Consider the following 23,807-nt stretch of genomic DNA (forward strand, 5'->3'; position numbering starts at 1 on the left):
CGACGCGCGCCCTTCAGGTCCAGGGACGGGCGCCGACGGCCGCCCGTCTGCTCTCAACGGTCAGCGGCCCGCCAGCCACAACCCCAGGGTCGTCGCCAGCAACACCAGCAAGGTCAGGCCATGGGCGATCTGCCGCAGCAGGCGTTGGCGGCCCAGGATGCCGACGCAATACAGCAGGCGTGCGCCGACAAAGGTGACCGTCACGCCCATCAGCCAGGGCTCGCCCGCCTGGGTGGCGGCCTCCAGCAGGTACAGCAGCACGATAAACAGCAGCGACTGCTCGAGCGTATTGCCATGGGCGCGGATCGCGGCGGTCAGCGCCGGGTTGCCGCCGTCGCCGAAGCTGACCCGGTGGCGCAGGCGCAGGCGTGACACGTTGAGCGACAGGCCGATCAGCAGCAGGGACAGCAGCGCGGCGGTATGGAGGCTGTAGGGCATAGGTTCACTCAGGGTCGGGGGGCGCTGTTACGGGCGCCCAAGGGGATCATGGTCAGGGTGATCAGTATGATCAGCGTGCTGTACCAAACCGGGTAAACGCTAAAAGTGTCTGTGTAGTAAAACATAAGCAGGTTGAGTACCAGGAGAATCGCGGTGAGCACGGCGGCGTAGCGCAGTTCCTGGCCGGGGGTGCGCTTGCCGATTACCCGGCCGGCATAGAACAGCAGCGCCGAACTGAGCACCAGGTCCAAGGCCAGGTAGAACGGATGGCCGGCCAGCGCGGTCATAAAGGTGACATTGGTGATATCCAGGCCCAACGCCAGGCCATAGCCGTAGGTCAGCACCACGCTGAGCAGTTGGCCCAGTATCAGGTAGATGCACAGCCCCAGCAGCAGGCCGCTGATGGGCTTGAAGGGCCGGGTGGTGGTCGTTTGCAGGTCGGTTTCGGGTGTTTGGTAGGGGTCCATGGGGCTTCCTGTGGGGGCGGGTACGCAGCTCCAGCCGCGCGCGGCCTCCACGCTACGGGGTGGCGAATAAAAAGTCACTGCCCGACGTTGGCCTGCTATTGCCATGCGCGCCCAGGATCAGTCGCATTCCGTGCCGGGCTCAGGCTGCCTAGGGCCTGTAGACACCATGTGCCAGTGTCAATGGCCCTTGGGCTTCGGCCCGTGCCTACGAGCAGGGGCGCCTTGGTAGGGCGGGAGAATCCCGGGCATTTATCCGCTTTTCAGCCCCGCCGGGCCTGCTGAATACAGCGTTGGGTCAAGCCTGTGCAGGGGGGCGATTTCGCCAGGATTCGCGGGCGCTGCCGCCCTACAACGGACAGTGGCCCGCGCCTGGTCTGGAGCCCTTTTTTGCGGCAAGGCGGCGCGTGTGGCTAGTTTCCACCGACCCTAGCGCTTTTCCCGGCATCCGCCCGCCCGTCCGCGTGGGTTACGCCACGCGACGGCCACGCTGGGGTTTGTCGGAACAGCTTTGCGCGCGGCGAACGCCACCCTACGAGAAACGCGCCTGCGCTGGCGCCGAAGCGCTGCACAACCTGCTGGCGATCAGGTTCAAACGGTGGACAATGCGTTATCGGCCGAACAGGGCGAGCAAACCCTCGGCCAGGGTGCCGCGCCAGTTCAGGTAGTCGTGGCCGCTGGCCCATTCGCGGTGGTGCACCTGGTACCCCTTGGCCTGCAGTACGTCGCGCAGGTGGCGGTTGGTCTCGAGGATGCCCAACTGGCCGTTGCCCGCCTCGAACAGCCCGGCCTCCAGGTAGAAACGCACGGGCAGGCGGGGGGCGCCGACGAACGCGCGGGTCAGCCATTGTGGCTCTTGGCCTGCGGGCGCCCACCAGTAGGAACCGGACTGGCTGAGCACGTTGCCGAACAGCCGCGGGTGCTGGAGCGCCGCGTAGCTGGCAGCCAGGCCGCCGTAGCTGGAGCCGGCGATTACAGTGCGTGCCGCCGGCACGCTCAGCCCCTGGGCGGCCACCCAGGGTTGCAGCTCCTCGGCCAGGAAACGGGCGAACGCCGGGTTGGGTGGCAACTCGACGCCCCGGGTCGCCATGCTCGGGTTGTCGATCAGCACCGCGGCCATGGGCGGCAGGCGTCCGGCGGCGATCAGGTTGTCGAGCAGGGTCGGCGTCGGCACCTTGCCCAGGTAGGCCTCGGCGTCGAACAGGTAGAGCAGGTGGTTGTCCGCCGCGCCGGGGCGATAGCCGTGCGGCCGGTAGAGGTACACCGTGCGGCGGTTGCCGAGCAGGCGGCTGTCGAACACGTGGCGCTCGACGCTGCCGCTTGGCACCTCGACGTGCTTGTCATTCCATGGCTGCGGCGGCGCCCGATCCAGCTCCAGTAGCGAGTCGTACTGGAAACCGTCCAGCCCCTTGGCCGGGTAGGCCTGGGGGTTGAACGGGTCGGCCTGGGCGGTGGCGAGAATGGCCCGCCGCCGTGTGCCGGGGTCGGCATTCAGCTCCGGCACGTCTGGCGCCAGCTGGTACGACAGCCGCGTCTCGCGGGGCAGGCGGAAGGTCACGAACCAGATATCCGAGTTCCCCAGGCGGGCGAGTTCGGCATGGTCGTAGCCGGGGCCGCCGAACAGCCGCACGTTGCGCTCGGCCCCGCGCCAGAGAAAGGTCACCCAGGCGTCGCGTTCGTCCAGTGGCTCGATCAGCGGCGTGCCGGCGGCGCGCACCTGCTCCCAGAAGGCCGCGCTGTCGCCGCCCGCTGCCAGCTCCGCCTGCAGGGCGCGCAGCCGTGGGCTGTCCAGCGCCGGTGTCGGCGAGCGTTGCGCGGCCAGCGGGGTGACCGCCGACAGCTGCAGGCGGTACGCGGCCCCCGCCGCGCCCTGCAGGCGCAGGCGGTAGTCGGCGCTGTGCGGCAGCACCAACTGGAAGGCCCGGTGTCCCGCCTCGCCGGCCACCAGGCGGCGCAGGTGCCGACCGTTGGCGTCCTGCAGGTCGAGCTGCACCGCGGCGCCGGGCAGCTCGCCGCTCAGGTAGTCGCCCTGGGCGAAGCGCAGGTGCAGCGCATGGGCGCCTTGTCCGTCCAGTTGGCCTTGGTAGTCGCGTACTGCGTCCCCGGCCTGGGCGCCAAGGCCCAGGCCGAGCAGCAGGCCGGCCAGCAGCGGCAGCCGGCTTACCATGCGTAGTTGACGCTGGCGGTGAGGGTGCGGCTGGCGCCGTAGAAGCAGGTGTCCGCTGCGGCGCAGGACGCGGCATAGACCTTGTCCGACAGGTTGCTGGCGTTGAGCTGCACGGACGCGCCGTCCAGGTCCGTGGCCAGGCGGCCGAGCTCGTAGCCGAGCATGGCGTCGAGCAGCACCACCGAGTCGACCTGGTAGCCGTTGTACTGGTCGCCGTAGCTGGAGCCGATATAGCGCACGCCGGCACCGGCGGAGAGCCCGGGCAACAGGTCGTCGGCGAATTGGTAGGTGGCCCACAGGCTGGCCAGGTTCTCCGGGGTACGCGGCGGCGCCTTGCCTTCCACGCCGGGGCGGGTGGTCTTGGTCACTTCCGGGTCCAGGTGGGTGTAGGCGGCCACCAGTTCCAGGTTGTCGGTCAGGTTGCCACGAGCTTCCAGCTCGACGCCGCGGGTGCGGATGGCGCCGGTCTGGCTGGCGAAGAAGCCGCTGTCGTAGGTCACCACGTTTTCCTGGGTCAGGTCGAACAGGGCCAGGCTGAACATCGCCTCGCTGCCCGGCGGTTGGTACTTCAGGCCGATCTCCGCCTGCTCGCCGGTGGTCGGCTCGAAGGCCGGCTCACCCGGTGCGGGCGTGCTCAGCACCGGCTCGAAGGAAGTGCTGTAGCTGATATAGGGCGAGAAGCCGCTGTCGAAGGCGTAGAGCAGGCCGGCGCGGCCGGTGAACTGGTCGTCGCCGAGGGACGTGCGGGTGTCGGCCAGTTGGTCGTCGGTGCGGGTGCGTGCGCGGTCCTGGCGGCCCCCGAGTAGCAGGTTCCAATTGCCGAACTCGATCTGGTCCTGCAGGTACAGGCCCAGCTGATCGGCTCGCTGACGGGTGTCGGAGTTCGGCGTGAGCGGGCCTACCGTCACCCCATAACGGGGGGCGTAGGCATCCAGCGGGTACTTGCCGGCATAGCCGAAGTCGCGGTCGTCGCGCGCGTCGCGATGGCTGCGCTTGTAGTCGAGGCCGCTCAGCAGGCTGTGGCTCAGCGCGCCGGTGGCGAAGTCGAACTGCAGCTGGTTATCCAGCACCACCTGCTCCAGCTCCTCACGGCTGTCCGCCGGGATGCGTTGCAGGGTACGGTCGTCGCTCATAAACAGGAAAGTCAGCTGCTTGTAGTGGCCTTCTTCCTTCAGGTAACGCAGGTTCTGGCGGAAGGTCAGCTGGTCGTTGAAGCGGTGCTCGAACAGGTAGCCGAGGGACGACTGCTCGCGCTCGGACTGGTAGAAATCCGGGTCGCCGATATCCAGGTGCCGCGAGATGCGCCCGTGCGGGCCGGCGTTGGCCACGCCGTCGGTGGGCCAGAAGTTGCGGTAACCGGCCTCGGGGTCGTTCTGGTAATAGGCCAGCAGGGTCAGGCTGGTGTCCTCGGTGGGCTGCCAGGTCAGCGAAGGGGCGAAAGCCTGGCGCTCTTCGTCGATATGGTCCACTTCGGCCTGGCCCTGGGACAGCAGGCCGTTGAGGCGATAGAGCAGGGTGCCCTGTTCGTCCAGCTGGCCATTGAGGTCGAAGCCGCCGCGGCGCTGGGAGTCGCTGCCAACGCCGAGCTGCACGCGGTTCTGCGCCGCGGCCGAGGGGCGCTTGCTGGTCAGGGCCAGCAGGCCGCCCGGGTTGGCCTGGCCGTAAAGCACCGAGGCCGGGCCGTGGATCAACTCGATCCGCTCGAGGAACCAGGGGTCGACCTGGGTGTAGGACTCGCCGCCGGTGCTCAGGCCGTCGAGGAAGGTGGGTGCGTAACCGAAGCCGCGCACATAGACCTCGTCGACCCGGTGCGAGGAACCGCGGTAGTCGGCGAAGGTGCCGCCGCTGTAGCGCAGGGCCTGGGTCAGGTTGGTGACCGCTTGGTCGTCCATCTGGTCGCGGGTGACCACGGAGACGGACTGCGGCGTCCTGATCAGCGCCGTGTCGGTCTTGGTGCCGGCAACGCTGCGTTCGGCCAGGTAGCCCTCGATCGGGCCGGTGGCGCTCTGCTCGCGGCCGACCACGGTGACACTGTTGAGCTGCACCGCGGCGCCGCTGTCCGGCTGCGGCCGGATCACATAGACCGCGTCGCCGCTGGGTAGCGCTTCCAGGCCCGAGCTCTGGAGCAGGCGTTGCAGGCCCTCGGCCACCGGCCATTGGCCTTGCAGGCCGGCGCTGTACTTGCCGGCGGCCAGCTCGGGGGGCAGGGCGAGGCTGACGCCGGCCTGTTCGGCGAAGCTGGCCAGGGCGCTGCCCAGGCTACCCGGGGCGACACTGTAGCTGCGGCTGGCGCTGGCGCGCTCGGCGGCCTGCACGGCGTTGACCGCGAAGGGGGCGGCGCTCAACAACAGGCTTAGCAGACCGTGGCGCACGGTGCGGACGCTGGGGCGCAGGCGGGCGGCCGGGCGGAAATGACGTGAGAACATGATTCGACTCGTGATGGGTTGGCAGGGGTTCTGCTGCCTTGACACGCGAGCCGGCCAAAGGGGACAGCCGGCCGTAGGTTTTTTTATTTTTTTATCCTTTGCTCAGGCCGGCAGGATCGCCACCCAGTAACGCGTGCGATAGACCACCCGTACCGGCAGCACCTGGGCCAGGCTGTCCAGCACCGGCGTGCTGTTGTCCAGCTGGAAGGTGCCGGACAGGCGCAGGCCCGCCACTTCGGCGGCGCAGGTGACGTAGCCGCGCCGGTAGCGCTGCAACGCCGCGGCGAATTCGTCCAGGCGCCCGTCTTGCAGTTGCAGCACGCCGCGGGTCCAGGCCTCCGGCTGGCCCTGCAGGGCCTGGACCGGGCCGCTTGCCCCGCCGTCGAAGCGCACCTGCTGGCCGGCCTGCAGCTGCAGCGGCGGCTGGGTGCTGTCGCGCAGGCGCAGCTGCAGCTGGCCTTGCAGTACCGCCACGCGGGTGGCGTCGCCGTCCAGGCGGATATCGAAGCGTGCCGCCTGGCCGCCCACGCAGCCGTGCTCGGTACGCACCAGGAAGGGCTGCGCCTGCGCCACCAGGTCCAGCAGGGCCTGGCCCTGCAGCAGGTGCAGCTGGCGGCAGTCGCTGGAGTAGGCCAAGTCGAGCGCGCTGGCGCCGTTCAGCTGCAGCTGCGAGCCGTCGGCCAGCGCGACGGTGCGGCGCTGGCCGTGCGCCGTGCGGTAGTCGGCCAACCAGCCCTGGGCGCTGGCGCCGCGATAGCTGGTCCAGCCCAGTGGCAGGGCGACGCCGGCGAGCATCAGGGTCTTGAGCAGGTCGCGGCGGTTGACCCGCTGGCGCCTCCCGAGGGCGGCCATGCCCGGGCCGGCCGGCAGCTGGCCGAGCCGCTGGCAGATATGCAGGGCCCGCTGCCAGGCCGCCTCGTGGTCGGCGTGGCTGGCCCGCCAGCGGGCGCAGGCCTCCTGTTCGTGGCCGCTGGTATCGGCTGACTGCAGCTGCACGAACCACTGGGCGGCCTGGTGGATCACCTCGGGATCGAGCCCCGTGCTCATGCCAGCGCCAGCATGCAGTGGGCCAGGCCCTGGGCCACATAGCGCTTGATGCTGCGCTCGCAGACGCCCAGGCGCTGGGCGATCTCGGCGTAGCCCAGGCCTTCCAGCTGGGCCAGCAGAAAGGCCTCGCGCACCCGGGCGTTGAGGCCGTCGAGCAGGGCGTCGATCTCGGCCAGCGCCTCGAGCATCAGCTGCTGTTGCTCCGGCCCCGGGGCCTCGGCCTGCGGCAGCAGGGCCAGGGCCTGCAACCAGGCACGCTCCAGTGATTGGCGGCGGTAGTGGTTGAGCAACACGCGCTTGGCGACCGTGGTCAGGTAGGCCCGCGGCGTTTGCAGCAGCTCCAGGCGCAGCGCCTGCTCGCGGCGGCCGACCGCCAGCAGCACGCGCACGAAGGTGTCCTGCGCCAGGTCCGCCGCCTCGCAGGCATTGCCCAGACGCGACGTCAGCCAGCCCTGCAGCCAGCCGTGGTGGTGGTTATAGAGCGAGCCGACGGTGTGGTTGCGGGTATCGAGCGAGGAGGCGGGCGGCACGGCATTCACTTATGCATATAAGAATCATTATCAATGGTAGCGTTTTAGCCACGACCACGGCAATGGATTCCAGGTGCGGAAATGGCGGTGAGCAGCCTGCTGTGCGAGCTGCCTAGGTCAACCGCGTTCGATACGCGTTGGTGGTGGGGCGATACCCGACGTGGGGCGCTTTTAAGCGCCAGGATGAGTTCCGGCCCATCGGCCTGGTCATTGCGGACTGCCGATCTGTGCGCGGCTTTGGTCTGTGCAAAACACAGCATCATTGCCGCTCGCACCCTCGGGGCAGGGGCCAGCCCGTGGCGGGGCGGATGTCTTTTAGCCCCTCGGGGATCCGGATACGCGGCGTACCGGGGCCAAGGCGTTTTTCCAGGGCCCGCACGCTAAGCAGATAAGGGTCCAGGCGATCCCCCAGCCCTTCGCCGTGGGGAATGTACCAGGCGATTACGCTGGCTTTGCCGCCAAGGGCATCGTGGCTCAGCAGCACTTTCCAGAACGCCTCGGGGGTGCGCAGGCCGTGGGAGTCGAGGAAAAAATCATTGGCAAGGTCCCGCCCGTGGTTGCCATAGACAACCCCGCCGATCACCTCCAGGGGGCGGAGGTCCCGATAGCATTCGGCAACCAGTTCGGTGGCGTACCAGGTGCGGCGGTTGTAACCGGCGTATTGCGGCACCAGGTTGGGCATCTGGTTGGCTTCCCGTAAGGCGACCGGATCGTTGTCCATCTGGTTGGCCGGGACCAGATGGCCGACATCGAAACCCGGGTGCACGGCGTTGTAGCGCTGCGTCGAGCGCTGCTGTCGGCAACCGGCCGGGAACGCGGGGTCGAGGCGGTAGGTGTCCAGCCGTTTCAGGTGGCCCTTGTCGTAGTCCAGGTGATATTCAAAACGCTGCGGTTCGCCGCGTACGCAGTCGTACCACAGGGTGAACTGGCGGTAGCGGATCTCGGTGAGTGCGCCGCCCAGCGCTACCGAGGGGGCCCTGTAAGGCGTGCAGGCGGCGAAGAGCAAGGCCGTCAGCAGGATGCCGCTACCGGCTCGAGCTGTACCGAGTGGCCGGTCGAGTGCCGCGCCCGCGCTGCGGGCCAAGGCCCGGGTCTCGGAAGAACCAAATACCGGGTTCCGGGCGATCCGCTTGCCGTTGCATAGGAGACGTTTCGCTGATTCGATCAACGATTTATGGTGACAATCCCTGTCCACAAAAGCACCCCAAAAGGGTTGCCTGGCCGTCCTGGCCCGCTTCGAGCCTTAGCTTAGTAGGATGGGTTAATGGCGCAGCCGCTGAGCCGCTGAGCGCCGGCAGTATCGACCGCCATCTGACCCAACGATGGTGAAGATTGATGGGTATCGCTGCGCTCGACCCATCCTACGAGGGTGCCATGACGGTTGGTATTGGTAGGGTGGATGGCGGCTTGTCCATCCACCGGAGGGTATGGTGGTGGATGTTATTCACGTACCTGATGGGTATCGCTGCGCTCAACCCATCCTACGATTGAACGACGCGACGAGGCCGCCCTACGTGCGCATCGAGCCGGGCCACCGGGGGCCGAGTGGGGTTAGTCGATATTCGCCTCGATTTTCTTCCCCATGCTGATCCGGGGTTCGATCACATAACCCAGGGCGGCGTAGAACGCCGTGACGCTTTCATTGGTCGCGAGGATTTGTAGGTTGATTTTCATGCAACCCTTGGTGCTCAAGGCCGCTTCGGCGTGCCGTATCAAGGCGCCCCCCACGCCCTGGTTGCGGTGCGCGGGGTGAACGGCCACCGAGTACAGCCAGCCGCGATGGCCGTCGTAACCGGCGAGCACGGTGCCAATCACCCCGGTGCCCGCCAATGCGACGAAAAACAGCCCGTCTTCCATGGCGCGCTTTTTGTCGATGGACAGGCTCGGGGTGTTATGACCGGTTTGTTCGCCGAATGCACTGCCCCAGAGAGCAGTCACGCCTTGGCGATGGTGAGCGTCGGAATAGGTGGCAATCACGTGCATGGCAGGGCTCTGGAATGGGAGGGTCGAGGCTAGCGATGGGCGCCAGGGCTGTCCAGCCCGGCATGGCAGGCGCGGCGTAGGATGGGTTAGCGGCGCAACCGGTGAACCGCCGAGCACCGACCCTGTCGACCGCCGCGTAACCCATCGATGGTTACGCCTGATGGGTATCGCTGCGCTCAACCCATCCTGCGAGGGTGCATGCCAGCGGGCGGTTTGCGGGCGGATGACAAAGGGCTTGTTCCCCAGGATGAATGCCAGCCACCGCGCGTCACTGGACCTCGATCACCACCTTGCCCTTGGCTCGTCCCGTTTCCACATAGGCCAGGGCCTGTGGGGTCGCCTGGAAGGGGAAGACCTTGTCCAGCACCGGGCGTATCACCCCGGCCTCGATCAGCGCGGCGATCTGGCGCAATTGGTCGCCGCTGGCGCGCATAAACAGGAATGAGTAATTGACCCCATGGGGTTTGGCTTTTCTGCGGATGCCTAAGCTCAACAAGCGCATGACCAGTTGGAAAAACCCGGACAACTTCGCGCGCTTGGCGAACTCCAGGTCGGGCGGGCCGGATATCGAGATCAGCAGGCCGCCGGGCTTGAGCACGGCCAGGGATTTTTTCAGGGTGTCGCCGCCCAGGCTGTTGAGCACCAGGTCGTAATCGCGCAGGGTTTTTTCGAACGCGTCTTTCTGGTAGTCGATGACGATGTCGGCCCCGAGGCTTTTCATCAGGCCGATATTGGCCGCGCTGGTGGTGGTCGCGACGGTGGCGCCCAGGTGTTTGGCCAGTTGGATGGCAAAGGTGCCGACGCCTCCAGCGCCGGCATGGATCAGGACTTTCTGGCCTTTTTTCAGCTGGGCCTTTTCCACCAGCGCCTGCCAGGCGGTCAAACCCACCAGCGGGATGGATGCCGCCTCTGGCATGCCCAGCGTTGCCGGCTTGAGCGCCAGGGAGTCCTCCTTGACCGCGATAAACTCGGCAAAGGTGCCGATACGGCCGTCGTCCGCCCGCCCATAGACCTGGTCGCCCACCTTGAAGCGCCGTGCCTGGGCGCCCACCCGGGTCACCACGCCGGCCAGGTCGTGACCGAGGATCAGCGGCATGGGGTAGGGCAGCAGCAGCTTGAATTCTCCGTCGCGGATCTTGGCGTCCAGGGGGTTCACGCCGGCGGCCTGTATGCGGACCATGACCTCGTGTTCGCCCAGCGTCGGCTCCGCTATCTCCACCGCCTGCAGCGTCACCTGTTTGCCGTACCCCTGGATCGCAAAAGCTTTCATTGTGTTGGACCTGTTTATGCTGAATGGGCTGCGTTCAGGAAACGCCTGGGGGCGAGCAGTGCTGGAGCGGGTATTGGCCTGGCGCGGCGACCGCACCCTTAATCTTCGCGTCCGAGGTTCTGGCGAATGCCGCGGTCGAGCACGGCGGCCTCGGCCAGCAGCGCCTCGCGGCAGGCGAAGTGCGCGTAGACGCCGCCAGGGGTCAGACCCGTCTCCCGCAGGATCTTGGCGACACCGGTACCGCCGTAGCCAGTGCGGCGGATGGCGTCAATGACAACGTCCAGGATGCGCTCGTGGCTTGCTTGAGGCCGGGTCGGGTGTGTTTGATTGTTTCCATGATAGTCATCATATATAGGGTTCGGCGCGCTCGGCAATCTGTGGTTTGCTCGTTGCGACCTGTGGTGGGCACGCTTGAACGGGGGCATTTCGCGGGTGCTGTGGTCATCGCGGCGCCCGTCCGCGTGTGAATGCCGCGCGGCGGCTTCACCTGGCCTTGGATCGTTGGATCGTTCCCACGCTCCGCGTGGGAATGTCGCCTGGGACGCTCCGCGTCCCGCCACCGGGCAGGCCACCTGGCACCGTAGGATGGGTCGGGCCGCGCAGGTTGAGCGCAGCGATACCCATCGTATAACCCCGGCGAGCTAACGCGGAGCGGCGCGCCGAGGCCGCCCTACGAAACGCGCTTGCGCGGGTTTGCAGCCTTGCGGGCGATGTTCGAGGCCGAGGTCGAAAGGGCGGACAGGGATAAGACGAAACGCTCAGTGTTCCAGCGCCAGGGCGAACAGCGCGGCCAGGACGTGCTCGGTGGCCGGTTCCAGGGCACCTTGGCGGTGGGCGATGCCCAGGGGCCGCCACAGCGCCGGCGACAGGCTGCGCAGGGTGATTCGCGGGTCGGGCGGCGGCGAGCCGCTTTCATGGGGCAACAAGGCGGCGCCATAACCGGCGGCTACCAGGCTTTTGATCGCGTCGTTGAAGTTGACCTGGATGCGCGGCCGAGGCGCATGGCCGGCGGCGGCGAACCACTCGCCGGTCACCTTCGACAGCTGGGTGCTGGGCTCGTTGAGGATCAGGGGTCGCTGCGCCAGCCAATCGGAGCCAAGGGGCTCGGGAGCGTCCCAGGCCGTGGGCACGAAGGCCAGGATCGGATCGCGGCGCCAGGGGCTGACCCGCAAGCCGGGCGGGGCGACCTGGGGCAGCGCGACCAGGCCGATGTCCAGGGTGCCGGCGGCCAGACGCGTGATGGACTCGCCGGAGGTCAACACCTGCGCCTGCACGTCCAGGCCCGGGTGCGCGCTACGCAGGTTATCCAGCACCTGGGGCAGCAGAAAGGCCAGTGCCCCGGTCGATGCGCCCAGCCGTACGCGGCCCGTCAGGCCCAGCACCTGGCGTTGCACCTCTTCCAGGGCCAGGTCGGCGTCGGCCAGCAAGCGCCGGGCGCGCTCCAGCAGGGTCGCGCCTATGGGCGTCGGCTGCACCTGGCTGCGGGTGCGGGTCAGCAAGGGCGCGCCGATCCGTGCCTCCAGGTCGGCGACATGCAGGCTGATGGTGGGCGGCGACAGGTGCAGCGCCCGGGCGGCGGCCGCAAAGGAACCGAGGTCGGCGATGGTGACCAGGGTGCGCAGGCGATCGAGGTTGAGTTCGCGCATCGTTCAGATTTTCTGATCTAGAGCGTCATTCTATTCAAATTTTCTTTTAGTCAGTGAATTGGAATGCTAGGGGCCTCTTCGATCCCTTGAGCATCTGCCAAATGAGCCAACCCCTTGTATTTATCGACGGCGACCAGGGCACCACCGGCCTGCAGATCCATGCGCGCCTGGGCGGGCGGCGGGACGTGCGGCTGTTCGCGTTGCCCGCTGAATCGCGTAAGGACGCCCGGTTGCGCGCCGAGGCGATCAACAGTGCGGACATTGCCCTGCTGTGCCTGCCGGACGACGCCGCACGGGATGCGGTGGCCAGCATCCGCAACCCGGCTGTGCGGGTCATCGACGCCAGCTCCGCCCACCGCACCCATCCGGACTGGGTCTATGGCCTCGCCGAACTGAACCCCGGCCAGGCCGGGCGGATCGCCCAGGCGCGGCGGGTCAGCAACCCGGGTTGCTACCCGACCGGGGCCATCGCCTTGCTGCGCCCGCTGATCGCCGCCGGCCTGGTTCCGGCGGATTACCCCTTGGCCATCCATGCGGTGTCCGGCTATTCGGGTGGCGGGCGCAGCGTGGTAGAGGGCTACGAAAACTCCGACGCCCAACCGGCCTTGCGCCTCTATGGGTTGGCGCTGACCCACAAGCATGTGCCGGAAATCCAGCAACACGCCGGCTTGCTCGAACGCCCGGTCTTCGTGCCGGCCTATGGCGCCTACCGGCAGGGCATAGTGCTGACCGTCGCGCTGCACCTGGGGCGGCTGGCCAAGGGGGTCGACGCGGCCCGTTTGCACGGCTGTCTGGTCGAAGCCTACCAGGACGCCCGCCATGTCCAGGTCGCACCGTTGCAACCCCAGATGGCCGAGTTGGACCCGCAGGCGCTCAATGGCACCGATGGGCTGCGTCTGTCGGTACATGGCCACCCCGACCACGGTCAGGTCCTGCTGGCGGCCGTGCTCGATAACCTGGGCAAGGGCGCGGCCGGTGCCGCGGTGCAGAACCTGGACCTGATGCTGGCCTAAAAGTGATCCGTAGGGCGGCCTCGGCGCGCTGTTTCGCGACAGCTCGCCGGCATTTCTGCGATGGGTATCGCTGCGCTCAACCCATCCTTCGAGCTACCCAACGCCAGGCTGCCACGTATCGCGGGTTTCCTGAAGCGATTGGTTTCGCCCTGACGGCGAGTCACGTTCTCTTTGCTCGCGCAAAGAGAACGTAACCCAAGAGAAAGCGCGCCCGGTATCCGGGTCTGGCTGCGCCAGACGTCCTTCGCTCCGGTGCGTCACCGGGGGCCGGCTTACAAGGGCCATCCCTGGCCCTTTAAGCCTCTCGCCGCCTCCTTGCGGCTCGTCCCCCTGCGCCACACCTGTACTCGGCCTGCTGACGGGGTGTTGCCTCCTCGCCGCGCCACGCCCCAGCATCCGTCCCGGAGCGATCCGTAGGGCGGCCGAGGCGCGTTGTTCAGCGACAGCCCGCTGACGTTCTGCGATGGGTATCGCTGCGCTCAACCCAGCCTACGAGCGTCCGGGTCAGCCGATGGCGGGACGCGGAGCGTCCCAGGGGGCATTCCCACGCAGAGCGTGGGAACGATCAACGACGTAGGGCGGCCTCGGCGCTCCGCCCTGCGACAACCCGACAGCCGACGGCCGACGGCCTCGGTATGCTGTATATATCCGAAAAGAATTAATAAATTATTTATTGGTATTTATTGTTATAAAAATACCGGCGTACGCTTAGCCCATCCCGTCCATTGATTACGACAGTGAAGCGTCCATGAAACCCATCGACAACGTTATCGACTTCACCACCTTCCGCAAGCGCAAACACGCGCAGCAGCTGGCTCGGATCATGTGGGAAATGTATGCGCGCAACCTTGGCCTGCAAGCGGCGCAGTGGGCGCAGCTGGCCCCCTCGACCGAGACCCGTCACGCGTGAGCGCGGGGGAGTTCTCGCGGTTCCTGGAGACCGCGAATGAGGCGGTGCTCGAGCTGGGCCCGTTGGATTCCCAGGATGAAGACCCGATCTGCGAGCATGTCGCGCAGAACCTGCAACGCCTGCGTGGCAAGCGCCACCTGTCTCTCGACGCCCTGGCCCGCCTGTGCGGCGTCAGTCGGGCGATGCTCGCGCAGATCGAGTCTGGCCGCAGCGTGCCGTCGATCAAGGTGCTGTGCAAAATCGCCAAGGGCCTCAAGGTATCGGTTGCGGCGTTTCTCGAGCACCGCGCCTTCGAGGGCGTGGCGGTGCTGCCCGCCAGCAGGAGCCGGCGCCTGGTCAGTGCCAATGGCGTCTCGGTCAGTCGCGCGCTGTTTCCCTTCGACGTGGCGCGCCAATCGGAATTCTACGAACTGCGCCTGAGCCCCCTTGGTGAAGACGAGTCCCAGGGCCACGGTCCCGGCGTGCAGGAAAACCTGGTGGTAGCCCAGGGCGTACTGGAGATCAGCGTCAACGAGGAGCGTTACCTGCTGTCAACCGGCGACTCCATCCTGTTCTACGCCGATCAACCCCATCGCTACCGCAACCCCTCCGACAGCGAGGCGGTAGCCTACCTGGTGGTGACCTATCCCGAGCGCCTCGACTGAACGCCGGGCACAAAAAAGCCCGGCGGGATAAGCCGGCCGGGCTTTTTGTCAGGCGCTAACCGATCAGCAGGTGCAGCACATCAGCGGCATGCCGTTGCAGCTCATCATCATCGGCATGCTGCAGTCGTTCATCATTTTCATCATCAGCGTGCAGCAGCTTTTCATCATGTCCATGTTCATGCCGGCCATCGGCATGATTTTACACAGCATGCCGTCGGTCTGGACCGTGCACTCCATGACGCACTTCATCGAAGGCATCGGCATGCCCATCATCGGCATGGGCATCATGCTGCTCATCATCGGCATCGCCATGCTCGTCTGGGACATGCACAGCATGCTCATGTTGCCGCAGTGCATCATCATCGGCATGCCGCAGTTCATCATCATCTGCATCATGTCGGCGCTGTTCTTGAACATGCCCATGTCCATGCCGGCGGCCGGCATCATTTTGCACAGCATGCCGTCTTCGAGCATTTCGCAGCTCATGGTGGCCATCATCATCGACATGCCCATCATCGGCATATGGGTGGTCATCGGCATTGGCATCTGCATGGCGTTCATCATTGGTGTATCCCCTGAGGTTTCGAGAGTTGGGTGTGAAGCTGTTGGGGCGGATTCTAAGGATTGAGCGGGGCCAGGCAAGGTGGGGGTCCAGCAGCGGCGCTGCACGCCCTGGCATGGAAAGCGACAGGGATTCGGCAGGCCTGTCCGTTGCGACAACAGATTGTCCGTCAGGGCGGACAGGCTGATCGTGGCATTGTCGATTGGCCGGTTATGGATATGTAATTGCGGTCTATGCAAATAACTTGCTGAAATAAACGTTCTAAGCGGCGCAATGGCCGTTGTCAGGCGCCGCGGTTGCGCCTCGCGGGTCGGTTTGCTCAAATGCCCGGCGCATCATTTCTCGACACAGGCAGTCCCGAACCATGTCCACGACCCCAGTCCAGCACCCCTTCGACGCGGCCATCGCGCTGCAACCCCAGGAAGGCGGCGCTTTCACCGGCCATATTTCCAGCGCTTACGCCAATATGGTGGGGCCCTTTGGCGGGGCGATCGCGGCGACCCTGCTCAATGCCGTGCTGTCGCATCCCGAGCGGCAAGGCGATCCGGTCGCCATGACGGTGAACTTCACGGCGCCGATCGGCGACCAGGTGTTCGAGGTGCAGGCCCAGGTCGCCCGTACCAGCCGTTCCACCCAGCATTGGACCCTGACCTTGACCCAGCAGGGCAAGATCGCCACCACGGCGACCGTCATGCTGGCGTTGCGTCAGGACAGCTGGTCGGGTGCCGATATCCAGATGCCCGTGGTGCCGGCCGCCAGCGCGGTCGAGCCCCTGGCCACCGCGGGTTACCCCGGATGGGTCAAGCAGTATGACTTGCGCGTGATCCAGGGCGGTTTCGCGCCGCGTGGCACGCCCCTGGAGGAAGGGGACTCGACCACGCAGCTGTGGGTACGGGACAAACCCGAGCGGCCGCTGGATTTCCTGTCGTTGATGGCCCTCAGCGATTGTTTCTTTCCGCGGGTGTTTATCCGCCGCCAGCAGATGATGCCAGCCGGCACCGTCTCCATGACCACCTACTTTCATGCCGACGCGCAGGCGCTGGCGAAGGTGGGGCAGGATTCGATCCTCGGGGTCGCCCGCGGGTTCAAGTACTTCCGCGGTTACTTCGATCAAAGCGCCGAGCTCTGGAGCGCCACCGGCGAGCTGTTGGCCACCACCCAGCAATTGGTGTATTTCAAGGGCTAGGGCCGGGCGCGGGTATAAGAAAGACGCAACGCGGAGTGTCGCGGGTGGCATTCCCACGCGGAGCGTGGGAACGATCAAAAACGCAACGCGGAGTGTCGCGGGCGTCATTCCCACGCGGAGCGTGGGAACGATCCATGCCTTGGCGCGGGCATGCGGCGCGAAGGAGTGAAGAATCAAAGAGTCAACCACCCTGGGCCAATGCCTGGCGGTGGGTGGATGCGGTCTCAGATAGGGAGTGTTGCATGGCGTTGTTGAGTCTTGATTCGATGTCCCAGGCATTACCGGATGCGTGGATGTCTCGTGTGGTCGGGCGGGTGGGTGACTCGAACATCAAAGTGTTGCGCATGGATGAAATGCCCTCGGCGGCGGAGGTGCATGACTATAACGAGGGGCTGTTGGTCATCTCGGGGCAGCTGATGCTGGGTGTCGGAGACGAGGTCATACGTGTGGCGCAAGGACAGCTGTACCTGGCCGAAGCTGGCGTTGTCCACGCGGTATTGCCTGGTAGCCAGGGGACCTTGGTGATCTTCGACAGCCAAGAGTAAGCCAGGGGGCGCGCATCCCCGCGTGAGGCCATGGAGCGATCCATAGGGCAACCTGGGCGAAGGGTATCACTGCGCTCCACCTGCGCGGCCCGACCCATCCTACGGCGACCCTGGGCAGCGCGTGGCCTGCCCGCTGGCGGGACGCGGAGCGTCCCAGGCGGCATTCCCACGCGGAGCGTGGGAACGATCATCCTCGCTCGCCACGCGTCGCACCGTATGTCCTCAGCGGTACAGCCAGGGCTGCAGCGCCTCCAGGTTGGCCACCACAATCTGCTGAGCGCTGGCCTTGGCATGCACCTTGGTCGCGTCGATCTGGAAGCGTTGCAGCACGTACTGCACCAGCGCGCCGCGGCTCTCGACCCGCAATTGGCCGTCACGCATGCCGTAATCGGTCTCGATAATGGCCCGCTGCTCGGCGCTCAAGCGTGGATCGGGGGCGATGATCACCTGCACCGCCGTGTTCCAGCCGTGGTCTGCCTCACGGCCCTGGGCGGCGTCGCCGTCCTGCAATTGGGGATCGCCGCGGAAGCGACTGAGTACGAAATCCCGATAGTCGCGATTTTTTTCGCAGTAGGCGCGCACATGCCAGCGCATGCCGGTGTAGACCAGGGTGTGCGGCGCGATCAGGCGCCCCTCCGGCGCGGGGGTGGTGAAGGACACATAGTCACACTCCAGGCGCAGGTTCTCGCGGCAGGCTTTCAGGATTGGCCGCAGGATCTCGGGAAGCACCGAGCGGTCCGGCACCTGCAGCACCTCGGTGTGGGCGTAGGCCAGCGCCAGGCCTTCGACATGCGGGGCGCGTTCGTGGCTTTGGTTAAGCAGGTGCAGGTAGGCGCTGGCGCTGTCGTCGATAAACAGCGGGGTGAAGGCCTTGCTCGGGACGTAGCCCTTGAGGTGCTTGTCATACTCCAGGTTATTCGGCGCATGCTCGGTGATATAGGAGTTGATGTCCTTGGACGCCTGCTGGCGACTGATGCCGAAACTCTGGGTCAAGTGATTGGTGGTCAGGCGGCCCTCCCACCAGGCCACCGTTTCGATCAGGCGATAGCGCAATGCCAAATCCCAGCGTACGGATTCAATCGCCTGTTTGCGTTTCATCGCCTCTCCTGCCGGTGCACGTAAACTCGATGGATATGTCCATTGAGACTACATATCTCGGCGGTCAGCAACAAGGCGAACGGGGCCGCGCCCACGGGCCTTATTTCAGCGCCTGCTCTTCGATGCGGTCGGCTTCGAACAGGGTCTCCAGCTCGGCGCGGGCTTCCCGGGCGCTTTGCAGCAGGGCGGCGGCATCGTCGTAGACCAGGTGCTGGGCCTGCAGTGCCTCCTCGTCATGACGCTGGAAGCGGCGGATCCGCGCGCTGGCCTGTTCTTCGCTGAGGCCCAGGCCGAGCAGTACCAGGCGGCTCATTTCCAGGCTGGAGTGGAAGGTCTCGCGCACCGGCAAGGCCTCCAGGTCGAGCAGGCGGTGCACGTGCTGGCGGTTGCGGGCGCGGGCGATGATCTTCATCTGCGGGTACAGCTGCCGCACCAGCTCGGTGGTCTTGAGGTTGGCCTCGGGATCGTCGGTGGCAATGATGAAGTATTCGGCGGCCTCGGCCTTGGCGGCGCGCAGGATCTCCGGACGCATGGCGTCGCCGTAGAAGCTCGGCATATGCCCGAGGCTGCGGGAGAATTCGATGGACTCCACCGCCGTGTCCAGCGCCACGAACGGCACCTGCTGCGCGCGCAGGACCCGGGCGACTATCTGGCCCATGCGGCCCATGCCCACCAGCACCACGCGGGGGGCGTCGCTGTCGATGTCGCGGTACTCGGGCGGCACCACTGGCGCGACCGGGGCCGGTTTACGCAGGCGCGAGAGCAGCAGGACCAGCAACGGGGTCAACGCCATCGACAGGGTAATGGTCAGCACCAGCTGCGCATGCAGGTGGGCGCTGAACAGCCCCTGGGTGCGGGCCATGCCGAACAGCACGAAGGCGAACTCGCCGCCGGCCGCCAGCACCATGCCCAGGCGCAGCGCGCTTTGCCGACCCAGGCCGCCGGCCAGGCGGGCGATCCCGTACAGCAGCGGCAGCTTGAGCAGGATCAGCAACGCGGTCAGCGCCAGCACGGCCAGCGGCTCCCTCAGCAGCAGGCCGATATCGGCGCTCATGCCCACGCTGATAAAAAACAGGCCGAGCAGCAGCCCTTTGAACGGCTCGATCTGCGCTTCCAGCTCGTGGCGGTATTCGGAGTCGGCCAGCAGCAACCCGGCCAGGAACGCGCCCAGCGCCATCGATACCCCGGCCTGTTCCATCAGCCAGGCGGTACCGATCACCACCAGCAGGGCGGTGGCGGTGGAGACTTCGCTCAGGCCAGTCTTGGCGACGATGCGAAACACCGGACGCAGCAGGTAGCGTCCGCCGATCACCACCAGGGCGATGCTGCCCAGCACCCGCAGCCACTGGCTCACGCCGCTGCTCTCCGCCCCCGCCAGGCCCCCGCTGAGCAGCGGCACCATGGCGATCAGCGGGATGGCGGCGATGTCCTGGAACAGCAGGATGGCGAAGGCCAGGCGCCCGTGGGGGCTGCCCAGTTCCTTGCGTTCGGCCAGGCCCTGCAGCCCCAAGGCGGTGGACGACAGCGCCAGGCCAAAGCCCAGCACCACGGCGCTGTTCAGCGGCTGGTCAAAGCCCTGCCAGGCGATGGCGCCGAACACCAGCGCGGTCACCAGCACCTGGGCCAGGCCGACACCGAATACCGCTTTGCGCATCACCCACAGGCGCCGGGGCGACAGTTCCAGGCCGATGATAAACAACAGCAGCACCACGCCCATTTCCGACAGCAGGCTGACGCTCTGCGGTTCGTCGATCAGGCCCAGCACCGAAGGCCCGATCAGCACCCCGGCCAGCAGGTAACCCAGCACCGCGCCCAGTTGCAGACGCTTGGCCAACGGCACGATCAGCACCGTCGCCACTAAAAAGACCAGGGTGGCCTGCAGCAGGTTGCCTTCATGGGGCATGGGGTTTTCCTTGTGGCGATAAGGGATGATCGAGGCAGGCACGCGCTAGTCCGCCGCGGCCGGGAACGCGCGGCGGGTAGTCGTGGACGGTGCCGGTCGACGCTGGCAGGTCGGCGGTTTTGCCATATTTTATGGGATTTCCGTCGGCCATTGGCGGCTGATTGGTTGTCGGCTGCCGCGTCCAGGCAGCGGGCCGGGAAGGGCGCTTGCCGGGCTGCCGGCGCGAATGGGCTGCAGGTTGCGGCAGACCGTTGGCGAAGGCTCGAGCCGAGTCGGATGGCGCTCCCCTGTTGCCGGGGTACGGGCGCCCGGCGTCGGTTCGATCCCGCCGCGACCGCGGTCGCGGCGGAATGTGCTTAGCGGTTGGCGGTCAGGGCCGCGTAGCCGGTCATCAGGTTGGCGTAATCCGGGATATGGTTGGCGAACAGGGTGCCCAGGCCTTCGACATCGTTGCGCCAGTCGCGGTGCAGCTCACAGGCCAGACCGAACCAGCTCAGCATCTGCACGCCGGCTGCTGCCATGCGGCTCCAGGCGGCGTCGCGGGTCACTTCATTGAAGGTGCCGGAGGCGTCGGTGACGACAAAGACATCGAAGCCGGCCTCGATCGCCGACAGTGCCGGGAAGGCCACGCAGACTTCGGTGACGATGCCGGCGATGATCAGTTGCTTGCGGCCGGTGGCCTTGATCGCCTCGACGAAATCGGCGTTGTCCCAGGCATTGATCTGGCCCGGGCGGGCGATGTAGGGCGCTTCCGGGAAGGTTTTCTTCAATTCCGGCATCAGCGGGCCGTTGGGGCCGTTCTCGAAGCTGGTGGTCAGTATGGTGGGCAGCTTGAAGTATTTGGCGAGGTCGGCCAGCGCCAGCACATTGTTCTTGAACTTGTCCGGGTCGCTGTCGCGCACCAGGGACAGCAGGCCGGTTTGGTGGTCCACCAGCAGCACGGCTGCCTGGGACTGGTCGATACGCTTGTAGGGAATACTCATGGGTGACTCCTGGTTGCTAAATGCCCGCCACCCCGGGGGTGGTCGGGCGGGGATGGGGAATGGCAGCTTGCCGCGCATTGCGCCCGGGGCCCGACAGCGCCTGGCAGCATTTTGTCTGCGCGCCAGCGCCAGTTGGGCCATTAGCGTCGGGCCCGCAGGCCATCGCGTGGCTGTTGCGCTTGCCAAGCTGCTCAGCGCTGGCCGGTGGCTCAGGGGCGGCGAGCGTCGGGTTTAGGTTGTTGCCTGGGTCTGGTCCTGCACAGATACAGCAAGTGTTTGTTATTTATGAATAAACTATAATTTCTGGTATCTGGGCAGGAGGCGGCCAGGGGAAAAGTGGGTGCCCGTGTCGACGCCCCCAGGTGCGCTCAGTCAGGGGCCATCTGGCCAAACGTGCCCGCCTGGAAATCGCTTATGGCCTGCTCGATTTCCGCCTGGCTGTTCATCACGAACGGCCCGTAGCCGACAATCGGCTCCTCGATGGGGTCGCCGCTGAGCAGCACCAGCTGTGCCTCGTGGCTCGCCTCCAGCAGCACCTCGCGGCCGGCGCGGTCGAACAGGGCCAGTTGCGCCTCGCCGAGCAGCTGTTTGCCGTTGACCCGCACGCTGCCGCGCAGCACCACCAGCGCCGTGCTGCGTCCCGGCTCGAGGTCCAGGGTCAGGTGCTTGCCGGCCCTGAGGCGCAGGTCCCAGACATCCATCGGCGTAAAGGTCCGCGCCGGGCCGTAGTGGCCGGCAAACTTCCCGGCTATCACCCGCAGGCTGCCCGCGCCGCCGGCGAGTGGCACCACGGGAATGTCAACGGCGAGCAGGGTCTGATAGCCGGGCGCGGCGCGCTTGGCCTTCGCTGGCAAATTGACCCACAGCTGCAGCATTTCCAGGGTACCGCCGGTGCGGGTGAACTCATCGGAATGGAATTCCTCATGCAGGATGCCCGAGGCGGCGGTCATCCACTGCACGTCGCCTGGGCCGATACGGCCACCGCTGCCGGTGGAGTCCCGGTGCTCCAGTTCACCCTGGTAGACCAGGGTCACGGTTTCGAAGCCCCGGTGCGGGTGCTGGCCGACGCCGCGCGGCCGCGGCGCGGGGGCGAACGCATGAGGACCGGCGTAGTCGAGCAACAGAAAGGGGCTGATGTGCTGGCCCAGACTGTCGTAGGAGAACAGCGAGCGCACCGGGAAACCGTCGCCGACCCAGTGCGAGTTGGGGTTGCTGTAGATGCCGAGAATGTTTTTCATGACCTGCTTCCTGACTGTATGGACGCAGGGTAGGGTCGCGACCGGCGGGGCGGTAGCCAGGAAAAATGGCTTGCAGCGTTCTATTTTGGGAACGATAGAGGCGGTAGCTCGCGCTGGGGATGCAACCGCCCGGCACTGGCCGAGCCCGCCGCGGCACGCCTTCGCCTGCGCCCGGTGTTTTTGTTGGTTGGCTCTAGATCGGGCCTATTGATGGCGCCTTAATCCCTTTGGCAACAGCCGCGGGTGCCTCTGCGGTCTCCATCGGCCATCTTGGACTGGGTTCGCGGGGCGCGGATAAGTATGCTTGGCGTTCTACCCGGAGAACATGGATGGACGATCTCAACGACCTTTATTACTTTGCCCAAGTGGTCGAGCACCGCGGTTTTGCCGCGGCGGGCAGGGCGCTGAACATTCCCAAGTCCAAGCTGAGCAGGCGTATTGCGTTGCTCGAGGAGCGCCTGGGGGTGCGTTTGCTGCAGCGCTCGACACGGCATTTTTCGGTCACCGACACCGGCCAGGCCTACCATCGGCACTGCCTGGCCATGCTGGTGGAAGCCCGGTCGGCCCAGGAAGTGATCGAGCACGCCCGCTCGGAGCCCCAGGGCCTGGTGCGCATGAGTTGCCCGACCACGTTGCTGCACTACCGGGTGGGCGACCTGCTAGGACGTTTTATGCTCGAAAACCCGCGGGTACAGGTCCAACTGGAGGCCACCAACCGCCGCGTCGATGTGATCGCCGAGGGCCTGGACCTGGCGCTGCGGGTGCGGTTTCCACCATTGGACAACTCCGAGTTGGTGATGCGCACCCTGGTCGAGAGCCCGCAACGGCTGGTCGCCAGCCCGCTCTTGGTGGCGCAGCACGGACTGCCGCTGCGGCCCGCCGACCTGGGAGCCTTGCCCAGCCTTGATTGGGGGCCGGACTGCGATCACCTCTGGCGGTTGCAGGGGCCGGATGGCGCCACCGCCGAGGTGGTGCATCGACCGCGATTGGTTACCGACGACATGACGGGTTTACGCCTGGCGGCCCTGCAAGGGGTCGGGGTGGTGCAGTTGCCGCATATGGTGGTCGACCAGGACCTGCAGCACGGACGCCTGCTGGAGATCCTGCCGCACTGGGTGCCGCAGACCGGTATCGTGCACGCGGTCTTCCCTTCGCGCCGCGGGGTGCTGCCCTCGGTGCGCGCCCTGATCGATTTCCTCGCCGAGCATATCGGGATCTAGGCCCTGGCGGTTTTGCACCTGACGCACTGCGCGGCAGCGCTTGGCGTAGGAGGCGCAGCCTGCCCTCGCGCATACATAACGGGCGCAACTCTATCCACAATAGCGCCGCGTTGACTCTCCACGTTGGGGGCAGGGCAAATGTGCCACTGCCATTGTCATTCCCGGGTAATCCGGCGAGTGCCGCAAGGACACTTGGGTGGCCATGACTGGAAATCCGATAAGGGTCATAACTTATAAGTCAGGCGGAAGTTGCGTCAGTCCATGTTCGTGGTTTGCTGTGTGGTATATCCGGAGAAATTATAGCCACTGGCTATTTTGTCCGACGAAATACTAAATTCGATATTTTTGATTTTGTAGCGGGGGCCTGATTATTTTCGATGAAAAAACATGAGCGTCTGAGGAACTTTCGATCAGGGCCATTATGCCTGTCGGCAGTGCGCGGTCGGTTGACGCTGCCCGAAAAGTGAACGATTTTCCAATCATGGGCGAAGCTCCAGTTAAATCAATCAATTGCATAGGAGGTTCACTGCGCTG

General features: G+C 66.0%; 22 protein-coding genes. 6 read left to right on the top strand and 16 right to left on the bottom strand.

From position 1 onward, the window contains the following. Nucleotides 1-60 precede the first annotated feature (60 nt). The 11 genes from ABWY06_RS03485 to ABWY06_RS03535 form a co-directional block, all read right to left on the bottom strand. On the bottom strand, nt 61-438 hold the full coding sequence (locus tag ABWY06_RS03485) for an MAPEG family protein (RefSeq protein ID WP_353924176.1): 378 nt from the start codon (nt 436-438) through the stop codon (nt 61-63). Between the two features lie 8 nt (nt 439-446). Continuing rightward, nucleotides 447-905 (bottom strand): hypothetical protein, encoded by a 459-nt coding sequence (locus ABWY06_RS03490; protein WP_353924177.1) that lies wholly within the window; start codon nt 903-905, stop codon nt 447-449. A 607-nt stretch (nt 906-1,512) separates the two neighbouring features. Then, on the bottom strand, nt 1,513-3,069 hold the full coding sequence (gene fes / locus ABWY06_RS03495) for an enterochelin esterase (protein ID WP_353924178.1): 1,557 nt from the start codon (nt 3,067-3,069) through the stop codon (nt 1,513-1,515). Beyond that, nucleotides 3,063-5,495, bottom strand: coding sequence for a TonB-dependent siderophore receptor (locus ABWY06_RS03500; RefSeq protein ID WP_353924179.1), 2,433 nt, complete (start codon nt 5,493-5,495; stop codon nt 3,063-3,065). Before ABWY06_RS03500 ends, fes begins: the two co-directional genes overlap by 7 nt. Before the next feature lie 102 nt (nt 5,496-5,597). Then, a complete protein-coding gene (locus ABWY06_RS03505) occupies nt 5,598-6,542 on the bottom strand; it encodes a FecR domain-containing protein (protein ID WP_353924180.1) in 945 nt (314 codons plus the stop codon). Then, complete coding sequence (locus tag ABWY06_RS03510; RefSeq protein ID WP_353924181.1) at nt 6,539-7,072, bottom strand: sigma-70 family RNA polymerase sigma factor; 534 nt, start codon at nt 7,070-7,072, stop codon at nt 6,539-6,541. Before ABWY06_RS03510 ends, ABWY06_RS03505 begins: the two co-directional genes overlap by 4 nt. Nucleotides 7,073-7,331: 259 nt before the next feature. Then, nucleotides 7,332-8,156 (bottom strand): DNA/RNA non-specific endonuclease, encoded by an 825-nt coding sequence (locus ABWY06_RS03515; protein WP_353924182.1) that lies wholly within the window; start codon nt 8,154-8,156, stop codon nt 7,332-7,334. A 467-nt stretch (nt 8,157-8,623) separates the two neighbouring features. Further along, complete coding sequence (locus ABWY06_RS03520) at nt 8,624-9,055, bottom strand: GNAT family acetyltransferase (RefSeq protein WP_353924183.1); 432 nt, start codon at nt 9,053-9,055, stop codon at nt 8,624-8,626. 268 nt (nt 9,056-9,323) lie between these two features. Further along, the gene (locus tag ABWY06_RS03525) at nt 9,324-10,325 is read right to left on the bottom strand and encodes an NADP-dependent oxidoreductase (RefSeq protein ID WP_353924184.1); all 1,002 of its coding nucleotides are present in this window, start codon (nt 10,323-10,325) and stop codon (nt 9,324-9,326) included. A 98-nt stretch (nt 10,326-10,423) separates the two neighbouring features. After that, nucleotides 10,424-10,750 (bottom strand): TetR/AcrR family transcriptional regulator, encoded by a 327-nt coding sequence (locus ABWY06_RS03530; RefSeq protein WP_353924185.1) that lies wholly within the window; start codon nt 10,748-10,750, stop codon nt 10,424-10,426. A gap of 333 nt (nt 10,751-11,083) precedes the next feature. Next, entirely contained in the window at nt 11,084-11,971 is an 888-nt protein-coding gene (locus ABWY06_RS03535) for a LysR family transcriptional regulator (protein ID WP_353924186.1), read from the bottom strand. Nucleotides 11,972-12,072: 101 nt separating this feature from the next. On the opposite strand from ABWY06_RS03535, the gene argC reads away from it, so the two are divergent. The 3 genes from argC to ABWY06_RS03550 all read left to right on the top strand — a co-directional run bounded on the left by argC (nt 12,073) and on the right by ABWY06_RS03550 (nt 14,538). Beyond that, on the top strand, nt 12,073-12,984 hold the full coding sequence (gene argC, locus ABWY06_RS03540) for an N-acetyl-gamma-glutamyl-phosphate reductase (RefSeq protein WP_353924187.1): 912 nt from the start codon (nt 12,073-12,075) through the stop codon (nt 12,982-12,984). Between the two features lie 748 nt (nt 12,985-13,732). Further along, nucleotides 13,733-13,894, top strand: a complete 162-nt coding sequence (locus ABWY06_RS03545; protein WP_353924188.1) for a hypothetical protein — start codon at nt 13,733-13,735, stop codon at nt 13,892-13,894. Nucleotides 13,895-13,947: 53 nt separating this feature from the next. Beyond that, complete coding sequence (locus ABWY06_RS03550) at nt 13,948-14,538, top strand: helix-turn-helix domain-containing protein (RefSeq protein ID WP_502948143.1); 591 nt, start codon at nt 13,948-13,950, stop codon at nt 14,536-14,538. A gap of 63 nt (nt 14,539-14,601) precedes the next feature. Here ABWY06_RS03550 and ABWY06_RS03555 read toward each other — a convergent pair whose 3' ends face one another. Next, the gene (locus tag ABWY06_RS03555) at nt 14,602-15,102 is read right to left on the bottom strand and encodes a hypothetical protein (protein WP_353924189.1); all 501 of its coding nucleotides are present in this window, start codon (nt 15,100-15,102) and stop codon (nt 14,602-14,604) included. Between the two features lie 362 nt (nt 15,103-15,464). Here ABWY06_RS03555 and ABWY06_RS03560 point away from each other — a divergent pair, with 362 nt between their 5' ends. After that, the gene (locus ABWY06_RS03560) at nt 15,465-16,286 is read left to right on the top strand and encodes an acyl-CoA thioesterase (RefSeq protein WP_353924190.1); all 822 of its coding nucleotides are present in this window, start codon (nt 15,465-15,467) and stop codon (nt 16,284-16,286) included. Nucleotides 16,287-16,528: 242 nt separating this feature from the next. Continuing rightward, nucleotides 16,529-16,831 carry a cupin domain-containing protein gene (locus ABWY06_RS03565; RefSeq protein ID WP_353924191.1) on the top strand — a complete coding sequence of 101 codons (303 nt, stop codon included), beginning with the start codon at nt 16,529-16,531 and terminating at the stop codon, nt 16,829-16,831. A 222-nt stretch (nt 16,832-17,053) separates the two neighbouring features. Here the strand turns inward: ABWY06_RS03565 and ABWY06_RS03570 are convergent, their stop codons facing one another. The 4 genes from ABWY06_RS03570 to ABWY06_RS03585 all read right to left on the bottom strand — a co-directional run bounded on the left by ABWY06_RS03570 (nt 17,054) and on the right by ABWY06_RS03585 (nt 22,053). Further along, the gene (locus ABWY06_RS03570) at nt 17,054-17,929 is read right to left on the bottom strand and encodes a BrxR family helix-turn-helix transcriptional regulator (protein WP_353924192.1); all 876 of its coding nucleotides are present in this window, start codon (nt 17,927-17,929) and stop codon (nt 17,054-17,056) included. Nucleotides 17,930-18,029: 100 nt separating this feature from the next. Next, the gene (locus tag ABWY06_RS03575; protein WP_353924193.1) at nt 18,030-19,832 is read right to left on the bottom strand and encodes a monovalent cation:proton antiporter-2 (CPA2) family protein; all 1,803 of its coding nucleotides are present in this window, start codon (nt 19,830-19,832) and stop codon (nt 18,030-18,032) included. A gap of 356 nt (nt 19,833-20,188) precedes the next feature. Continuing rightward, nucleotides 20,189-20,815, bottom strand: a complete 627-nt coding sequence (gene ycaC / locus ABWY06_RS03580) for an isochorismate family cysteine hydrolase YcaC (RefSeq protein WP_353924194.1) — start codon at nt 20,813-20,815, stop codon at nt 20,189-20,191. A 368-nt stretch (nt 20,816-21,183) separates the two neighbouring features. Continuing rightward, nucleotides 21,184-22,053: a pirin family protein gene (locus ABWY06_RS03585; protein ID WP_353924195.1), complete on the bottom strand. Its 870-nt coding sequence runs from the start codon at nt 22,051-22,053 to the stop codon at nt 21,184-21,186. Between the two features lie 329 nt (nt 22,054-22,382). On the opposite strand from ABWY06_RS03585, the gene ABWY06_RS03590 reads away from it, so the two are divergent. Then, a complete protein-coding gene (locus ABWY06_RS03590) occupies nt 22,383-23,273 on the top strand; it encodes a LysR substrate-binding domain-containing protein (protein WP_353924196.1) in 891 nt (296 codons plus the stop codon). Nucleotides 23,274-23,807 lie beyond the last annotated feature (534 nt).

This window comes from Pseudomonas sp., assembly GCF_040514055.1.
GTDB lineage: Bacteria > Pseudomonadota > Gammaproteobacteria > Pseudomonadales > Pseudomonadaceae > Aquipseudomonas.

Coding starts and splice junctions, on each gene's coding strand:
- ABWY06_RS03485 (WP_353924176.1), bottom strand. CDS start 438: ATGCCCTACAGCCTCCATACCGCCGCGCTGCTGTCCCTGCTGCTGATC.
- ABWY06_RS03490 (WP_353924177.1), bottom strand. CDS start 905: ATGGACCCCTACCAAACACCCGAAACCGACCTGCAAACGACCACCACC.
- fes (WP_353924178.1), bottom strand. CDS start 3,069: ATGGTAAGCCGGCTGCCGCTGCTGGCCGGCCTGCTGCTCGGCCTGGGC.
- ABWY06_RS03500 (WP_353924179.1), bottom strand. CDS start 5,495: ATGTTCTCACGTCATTTCCGCCCGGCCGCCCGCCTGCGCCCCAGCGTC.
- ABWY06_RS03505 (WP_353924180.1), bottom strand. CDS start 6,542: ATGAGCACGGGGCTCGATCCCGAGGTGATCCACCAGGCCGCCCAGTGG.
- ABWY06_RS03520 (WP_353924183.1), bottom strand. CDS start 9,055: ATGCACGTGATTGCCACCTATTCCGACGCTCACCATCGCCAAGGCGTG.
- ABWY06_RS03525 (WP_353924184.1), bottom strand. CDS start 10,325: ATGAAAGCTTTTGCGATCCAGGGGTACGGCAAACAGGTGACGCTGCAG.
- ABWY06_RS03530 (WP_353924185.1), bottom strand. CDS start 10,750: ATGCCCCCGTTCAAGCGTGCCCACCACAGGTCGCAACGAGCAAACCAC.
- ABWY06_RS03535 (WP_353924186.1), bottom strand. CDS start 11,971: ATGCGCGAACTCAACCTCGATCGCCTGCGCACCCTGGTCACCATCGCC.
- argC (WP_353924187.1), top strand. CDS start 12,073: ATGAGCCAACCCCTTGTATTTATCGACGGCGACCAGGGCACCACCGGC.
- ABWY06_RS03545 (WP_353924188.1), top strand. CDS start 13,733: ATGAAACCCATCGACAACGTTATCGACTTCACCACCTTCCGCAAGCGC.
- ABWY06_RS03555 (WP_353924189.1), bottom strand. CDS start 15,102: ATGATGAACGCCATGCAGATGCCAATGCCGATGACCACCCATATGCCG.
- ABWY06_RS03560 (WP_353924190.1), top strand. CDS start 15,465: ATGTCCACGACCCCAGTCCAGCACCCCTTCGACGCGGCCATCGCGCTG.
- ABWY06_RS03565 (WP_353924191.1), top strand. CDS start 16,529: ATGGCGTTGTTGAGTCTTGATTCGATGTCCCAGGCATTACCGGATGCG.
- ABWY06_RS03570 (WP_353924192.1), bottom strand. CDS start 17,929: ATGAAACGCAAACAGGCGATTGAATCCGTACGCTGGGATTTGGCATTG.
- ABWY06_RS03575 (WP_353924193.1), bottom strand. CDS start 19,832: ATGCCCCATGAAGGCAACCTGCTGCAGGCCACCCTGGTCTTTTTAGTG.
- ycaC (WP_353924194.1), bottom strand. CDS start 20,815: ATGAGTATTCCCTACAAGCGTATCGACCAGTCCCAGGCAGCCGTGCTG.
- ABWY06_RS03585 (WP_353924195.1), bottom strand. CDS start 22,053: ATGAAAAACATTCTCGGCATCTACAGCAACCCCAACTCGCACTGGGTC.
- ABWY06_RS03590 (WP_353924196.1), top strand. CDS start 22,383: ATGGACGATCTCAACGACCTTTATTACTTTGCCCAAGTGGTCGAGCAC.